The 5,485-nt window shown below is 41.0% G+C and carries 9 protein-coding genes and 1 pseudogene; 8 read left to right on the forward strand and 2 right to left on the reverse strand.

Annotation, left to right across the window (positions count from 1 at the left end):
• Positions 1–185: 185 nt before the first annotated feature.
• Positions 186–374 (forward strand): hypothetical protein, encoded by a 189-nt coding sequence (locus ACFIKE_RS08050; protein ID WP_375649146.1) that lies wholly within the window; start codon positions 186–188, stop codon positions 372–374.
• On the opposite strand, the gene ACFIKE_RS08055 is transcribed toward ACFIKE_RS08050, so the two are convergent.
• Positions 371–727 (reverse strand): type II toxin-antitoxin system HigA family antitoxin, encoded by a 357-nt coding sequence (locus tag ACFIKE_RS08055; RefSeq protein ID WP_375613954.1) that lies wholly within the window; start codon positions 725–727, stop codon positions 371–373. The two genes, ACFIKE_RS08050 and ACFIKE_RS08055, sit on opposite strands and share 4 nt — an antisense overlap.
• Positions 728–846: 119 nt before the next feature.
• On the opposite strand from ACFIKE_RS08055, the gene ACFIKE_RS08060 reads away from it, so the two are divergent.
• Positions 847–1,122 (forward strand): type II toxin-antitoxin system RelE/ParE family toxin, encoded by a 276-nt coding sequence (locus tag ACFIKE_RS08060; RefSeq protein WP_273791641.1) that lies wholly within the window; start codon positions 847–849, stop codon positions 1,120–1,122.
• Between the two features lie 30 nt (positions 1,123–1,152).
• On the forward strand, positions 1,153–1,479 hold the full coding sequence (locus tag ACFIKE_RS08065) for a HigA family addiction module antitoxin (RefSeq protein ID WP_375649148.1): 327 nt from the start codon (positions 1,153–1,155) through the stop codon (positions 1,477–1,479).
• A 46-nt stretch (positions 1,480–1,525) separates the two neighbouring features.
• On the opposite strand, the gene ACFIKE_RS08070 is transcribed toward ACFIKE_RS08065, so the two are convergent.
• Entirely contained in the window at positions 1,526–2,047 is a 522-nt protein-coding gene (locus ACFIKE_RS08070; protein ID WP_273791639.1) for a Rha family transcriptional regulator, read from the reverse strand.
• A 473-nt stretch (positions 2,048–2,520) separates the two neighbouring features.
• Between ACFIKE_RS08070 and ACFIKE_RS08075 the strand changes: the two genes are divergently transcribed.
• The 5 genes and pseudogenes from ACFIKE_RS08075 to ACFIKE_RS08095 form a co-directional block, all read left to right on the forward strand.
• Positions 2,521–3,732, forward strand: a complete 1,212-nt coding sequence (locus ACFIKE_RS08075; protein WP_375649151.1) for a phage tail sheath subtilisin-like domain-containing protein — start codon at positions 2,521–2,523, stop codon at positions 3,730–3,732.
• A complete protein-coding gene (locus ACFIKE_RS08080; protein WP_375649153.1) occupies positions 3,732–4,238 on the forward strand; it encodes a phage major tail tube protein in 507 nt (168 codons plus the stop codon). The genes ACFIKE_RS08075 and ACFIKE_RS08080 overlap by 1 nt, the downstream gene beginning before the upstream one ends.
• A gap of 2 nt (positions 4,239–4,240) precedes the next feature.
• A complete protein-coding gene (locus ACFIKE_RS08085) occupies positions 4,241–4,528 on the forward strand; it encodes a phage tail assembly protein (RefSeq protein WP_375649155.1) in 288 nt (95 codons plus the stop codon).
• Positions 4,529–4,575: 47 nt separating this feature from the next.
• Positions 4,576–4,638 (forward strand): hypothetical protein, encoded by a 63-nt coding sequence (locus ACFIKE_RS08090; protein WP_234924827.1) that lies wholly within the window; start codon positions 4,576–4,578, stop codon positions 4,636–4,638.
• Positions 4,635–5,485 (forward strand): annotated as a pseudogene (locus ACFIKE_RS08095) (phage tail protein); the annotation flags it as partial. The gene ACFIKE_RS08090 and the pseudogene ACFIKE_RS08095, both read left to right, overlap by 4 nt.

A 5,485-nucleotide genomic window follows, 5' to 3' on the forward strand; every position in this document is an offset into this window, starting at 1 on the left:
ATAGAAGAACTACAAGAGAAAGATAATCAAGTCTAGGCGATAAGGCTTGTATGATTTTCTTTCTTTAAAGTCCTTTTTAAAACTCTTTAAAAGCCCTTTGAAAGGGCTTTTTTTGACTGACAGTGTCAGTCTTATGAGAGAGTGTAGATGATTGTTATGGTCTCTTCATTAATTTGGAGAGCAAAATGACAATAGAATTTAAACTTCGTATTCACTTTATTAAGAATGGCAAGGGATCTGAGTTTTTAGCAATATTTGATCAGACAGCCGTTGGTATGGTCGTAAAATCCTTGATGTTAACGTGCAAATTTATCCCCTCCATGCGCCTATTCTTCTCTTTACGCATGAGGTGGAGAAAAGAAAAACAAGTCTAAGCTATTAGGCTTTCCAGTGGGATATTAAACTGTTGGTGCAAATTTTTAATCATGCGCAGTGTTAGTTTTCTTTTTCCACTCAAGATTTCATAAACGCGATTTAAATGACCAATCGCAGGAACAAGATCTTTAGCACTTAAGTTCATTTGTTCCATTCTAAATTTAATAGCCTCAATAGGATGAGGAGGAGAAACAGGATAGTGTTCTGCTTCATACGCTTCAATCAACAACACAAGAACCTCCATTTGATCAAATTCTGGAGTATTCTCTTTAGGTTGATTGTCAAACATTGCAGACACAATTTCTAAAGCTTCTTGATAATCTCTCTCTGTACGAATTGGTTTGATATTCATTTCTTAAATTCCTTTAGTTCCACAGTGTTGGCATTAATCATATTAAATTGTAACATTTTTGTTGACAGTTGTCACTTAATACATTACATCTTACTTAAAATAAAGTTGTTGAGTTTGCTATGATCAAAACATTTAAAAATAAAGACCTCCAATCTCTCTGGGAAACAGGAAAAAGTAAGATTGATAGCAGGCTTCAACAGCGTATTATTCGCCGTCTTGATGCCCTTGACGCTGCTTCTCAAGTTAGTGATATCAATGTACCAGGTTATAATTTTCATATGCTTAAAGGCTTTACTCCAACTCGCTACACAATTCATATCAATGGTCCTTGGTGTATCACTTTTGAATTTAAAGACAGACACGTTTACCATGTTGATCTAGAGCAATACCACTGAAGGTTTTAAGATTTGTAAAGGAAACTATCCATGACCACACGTAATCCTAATCGTTGTCCTTCTCATCCAGGAGAAATTTTAGCTGAATCCTTAGAACATTTAAATGCAAGCAAAACCGAAATTGCTAGGATTCTTCAAATATCACGCCAGCACTTGCACTGTATCCTTAAAGGAGAACGTCCAGTCACAGCCGTAACAGCAGCTCGCATTGGTAAATTGTTAGGAAATGGACCAGCCCTTTGGCTACAGCTTCAAGCCAATTATGATACATGGCATGCCTTGAGGGACATTGATGTCTCTTCTATTCCAACATTAACAGCTAATAAAGTGGATATACAAATGGAACAGAGCCATTAACTACCTCCCCGCCTCAAAGACGAGGAGATAAAATCATGTTTTTAACTTAAGCTACTTTTACAACAGGGCTTACTAAAACTCGCTTGGCTTCTTCAACAAGCGTTTTATAATGTTTGCTCTCTTCTGCTAATGTAAAAGCTTTAACAAGATGCATGTGAAGCGGTCCATAAATATAAACAGCTTTTTCAGTAGGTCCCATTTCATCCCAGTTGCTTGGAAAATCAAAGCGTGTATCACGGTCATTATCAATTAATTGGTTTTTTAAATCATAGAAAGCTTTGACGAGTGCTTTTTTGAATGCACGCACCGTATCATTGTTACGCATATAGGTCATGAGTAAAGTGGCTTGTGGTTCGTTGAGAATAGCAACTTCTCTCTTTTGACCACCTTTACCGTCTCTTTTACTCACTTGGATTTCAAATCCAAGTGAACCAAACTCTTCAAAATCCTTACGATTATTGCGTACTAACTGTATAACTGTTTTATGCGTATTACCCACACCCTCTGCAATTTTTAAAGAAGTTGTAACAGCAATACCAGCATTGTTGATTGTCACTAAATTGTTCATGATGAACTCCTAATGGTTTTAATGTCTCTATTGACACCCCTAAGGGTGCCGGGCGTTAGAAACACGGCCATTAGTCCGTCGCTATGTCTTCCCCTCGTGAGAAGGTATTGTATAGCATAGCTACACCCGACAAAATCGTTATATGCCAATAATAGCATAAAAGACAATCAGTATTTTAAATGCATGGGAGAGATCTTACGTGACCTATCCGCTAATGGTTTAGTGTTTCTAGCACTTGTGATTCGATTAACATGAGGGTTTATTAGTGTCAATATGCTTTTAAAAAATTATTTCATATATTGTTGTTTTCAAAGGATCGCATTTGAAATGCTACCCTTTACTATTCACTCGCATTTGAAATGCGAGTGAACCAAAATCCTTATGATTTGCTGTTTTAAAGGGTGCGATTTCAAATCCAACCCTCATTTTTCCCATTCATTTTAATTCACCCCTCATTTAAAGGAGCATAAAGTATGGCAACAGGTTTTTTACACGGTGTTGAAGTTGTCGAGGTTGACGACGGCACCCGCCCCCTTCGCGCGGTTCAATCGGCAGTTATCGGGATTGTTGGCACAGCACCCGATGCCGATGAACAAGCATTCCCTCTTAACACACCCGTTTTGGTTACGGGTTCACTTTCACAAGCCGCTAAACTGGATAAAACAGGCAAGCGTCAAGGCACCCTACCTAATGCCCTTGATCTCATTTTCAAGCAAGTGGGTGCCATTGTTGTTGTCGTGCGCGTGAACGAGGGTGACAATGAAAATGCAACACTCACCAATGTTCTTGGCGGTGTAAACGCAAATGGCGCTTATGAAGGTGTTCATGCTTTGATTGGAGCGGGGTCCATTGTGGGACAAACACCACGCATTCTCATCGCTCCAGGCTTTACACATCAACGCCCTTCCAGTGTGAATATTGAAGAGAATGGAACTGGTGCAACTGCCAACCCCGTCGCAGCAGAACTCATTGGCATTGCTGAACGCCTACGCGCTATTGTGGTGCTTGATGCACCAAACACAACAGATGAAGCAGCCCTTAGTGCAGCAAAGGATTTTGATTCAAAGCGCGTCATTCTTATTGACCCTTTTGTAAAGGTAAATCGTGATGGAAAGATCATAGAACAGCCGGCAAGTGCAGCGGTTGCTGGTGTCATTGCCAAAACTGATTTTACACACGGTTTTTGGCATTCTCCTTCAAACAAAGTGATCAATGGCATTGTGGGAACTGCGCGCCCCATTGATTTTTCCATTGGTGACAGATCAAGCCGCGCCAACCTTCTTAACGAACAAAATATCACAACAATTATCCGCGAAAACGGTTATCGTCTTTGGGGTAATCGCACCCTTTCAAGTGATACAAAATTTGCTTTCTTATCGGTGGTAAGAACCGCAGATATGATCAATGACGCCATTTTGCGCGGGCATCTATGGGCTGTCGACCGCAATATCAAAAAAACCTACATGAATGATGTCAGTGAAAGCGTCAATGCCTATTTGCGTGATTTGAAAGCACAAGGCGCCATTCTTGGTGGGCGCTGTACGCCTGATCTAGAGTTGAATACAGCAAGCGCTATTGAAGGCGGCAGAATCTATTTCAATGTCGAATTCACACCAACAACACCAGCAGAACACATCACATTCCGTTCACGCATTGTGAATGATTATTTAGAGGAGATTTTTTAATGGCTATCCCCGTTTTACCAAGAGTTTTGAAATATTTTAACATTTTTGTCGACGGTATTCCCTATCAAGCAAAATGTGAAAGCGTAACATTACCGAATTTGAACTTGGTTGTTGAAAGTTATCGTGGTGGAGGCATGGATAGCTCTATTGAAGTTGACCTTGGTCTTGAAACCCTCACACTTAGCATGACCATTTCTGATTGCTCTCCAGAATTGATGGCACTGTTGGGGCGCACAGATGTCGATATCTCATTACGAAGTTCAATGCAAGCGCAAGGCACACCAGCAGAAGGTGTTGTCATTACCATGAGAGGACTATGCAAAGGCTTTGAAATGGCAGAATGGCAACCGGGCAGCAAAGCAACATCCACAACTACCTTCACATTGCAGTATTTCAAATATGTCCAGAAGGACGTTGAAATCGTTGAGATAGATGTCCTCAACTTGGTGAGAAAATTCAATGGCGTCAATCAACTCGCAGACCATAGAGACAATGTAGGATTATAAAAATGACAGTCCAAACAAGCATTACACATAAATTATTGATACCTGTTACTTTTGAAGGAAAAGAGCACACCGAAATTACTTTACAGCGCCCCAAAACAAAAGATGTGCAAGCAATCGACAAAAAAGAAGGCATAGAGCAAACAATCGCTATGATCGCACGTCTTTCTGGATGGGCACATGAAGCGGTTGGAGAACTCGATATTAATGACTTGTCGAGCATTGGAGAGATTTTGGAGTCTTTTATCAAGCGGCGGGATACCTCGACTGGGAAACCGCCGCAAAACTCATAGCCGATATTACCATTGTGTTCCATTGGTCCCTTTCAAAGATGATGGAAATGGAACCGCAAGAACTCATATTCTGGCGAAAACAAGCAGCAGAAAGGTATAAGACAAAATGAGTGAAAAAGTTGCTGATGCAAAGGTGAAGCTATCTCTTGAAGACAAACTCACCGCGCCTCTCAAACATCTTCAAAAAAAATTCGATACATTGTCAAAAACACTCTCACATAGTTTGGGTATTCCCCGCTTTTCTGCTGCTGTCAAAAACATGACAAAAAGCCTTCATGGCGTTCAAAGTGCTCTTGGAGTGGCGGCAAGCCGTGCTTCGGTCTTTACTGGTGTCTTGGGGCTTGCTGGTGGTGGTCTTGTGGCAAGTGTAGCCGCCCTCACCATGAAAACCATGCATCTGGGAGATAGTCTTTATCACGCATCACACCATTTAAATATGAGTGTTGCATCACTTCAATTATGGGGTGATGCAGCCGATAATTCAGGCACTTCTGCCGAACTTTTTCAACAATCCTTAGCGGTTTTAAATAGGCGTTCAGCACAAGCCTATGCTGGACAAAAAAGAGGCATGATGGGCTTTGAAGCACTTGGCATTTCTGTCAAAAATGCTTCTGGAAAACTCAAATCCACTTCTGTCTTGTTAGAAGAAATTACCGACAAGATGAGTAAGATGAAAAATCAAGCACAAAGACAGCATATTGCCGCTCTGCTGTTTGGGGGCGATGGTAAAGAAATGGCGACCATGCTTGCACAAGGCATGGCACCCATTAAAGAACTGTTTGCAAAAGCGCGGAAAGGAAAATGGCTGATAGGTGCCGATGTTGCACGCTATGCAGCAGATTTGAGTGACAAAATGGGAGCCTTTAAGAAAAAAATAGGCGGTATCGCGAGCTTTATTGGCGCGCGTTTCATGCCCGTGATCAATGACATGATTGACGGTTTTTCTCGCCTGATTGA

The sequence above is a fragment of the Bartonella sp. MU70NMGDW genome (assembly GCF_042194085.1).
GTDB lineage: Bacteria > Pseudomonadota > Alphaproteobacteria > Rhizobiales > Rhizobiaceae > Bartonella > Bartonella grahamii.

Excerpts from the sequence above, each read along its gene's own strand:
- ACFIKE_RS08050 (WP_375649146.1), top strand. The coding sequence starts at position 186 with ATGACAATAGAATTTAAACTTCGTATTCACTTTATTAAGAATGGCAAG.
- ACFIKE_RS08055 (WP_375613954.1), bottom strand. The coding sequence starts at position 727 with ATGAATATCAAACCAATTCGTACAGAGAGAGATTATCAAGAAGCTTTA.
- ACFIKE_RS08060 (WP_273791641.1), top strand. The coding sequence starts at position 847 with ATGATCAAAACATTTAAAAATAAAGACCTCCAATCTCTCTGGGAAACA.
- ACFIKE_RS08065 (WP_375649148.1), top strand. The coding sequence starts at position 1,153 with ATGACCACACGTAATCCTAATCGTTGTCCTTCTCATCCAGGAGAAATT.
- ACFIKE_RS08070 (WP_273791639.1), bottom strand. The coding sequence starts at position 2,047 with ATGAACAATTTAGTGACAATCAACAATGCTGGTATTGCTGTTACAACT.
- ACFIKE_RS08075 (WP_375649151.1), top strand. The coding sequence starts at position 2,521 with ATGGCAACAGGTTTTTTACACGGTGTTGAAGTTGTCGAGGTTGACGAC.
- ACFIKE_RS08080 (WP_375649153.1), top strand. The coding sequence starts at position 3,732 with ATGGCTATCCCCGTTTTACCAAGAGTTTTGAAATATTTTAACATTTTT.
- ACFIKE_RS08085 (WP_375649155.1), top strand. The coding sequence starts at position 4,241 with ATGACAGTCCAAACAAGCATTACACATAAATTATTGATACCTGTTACT.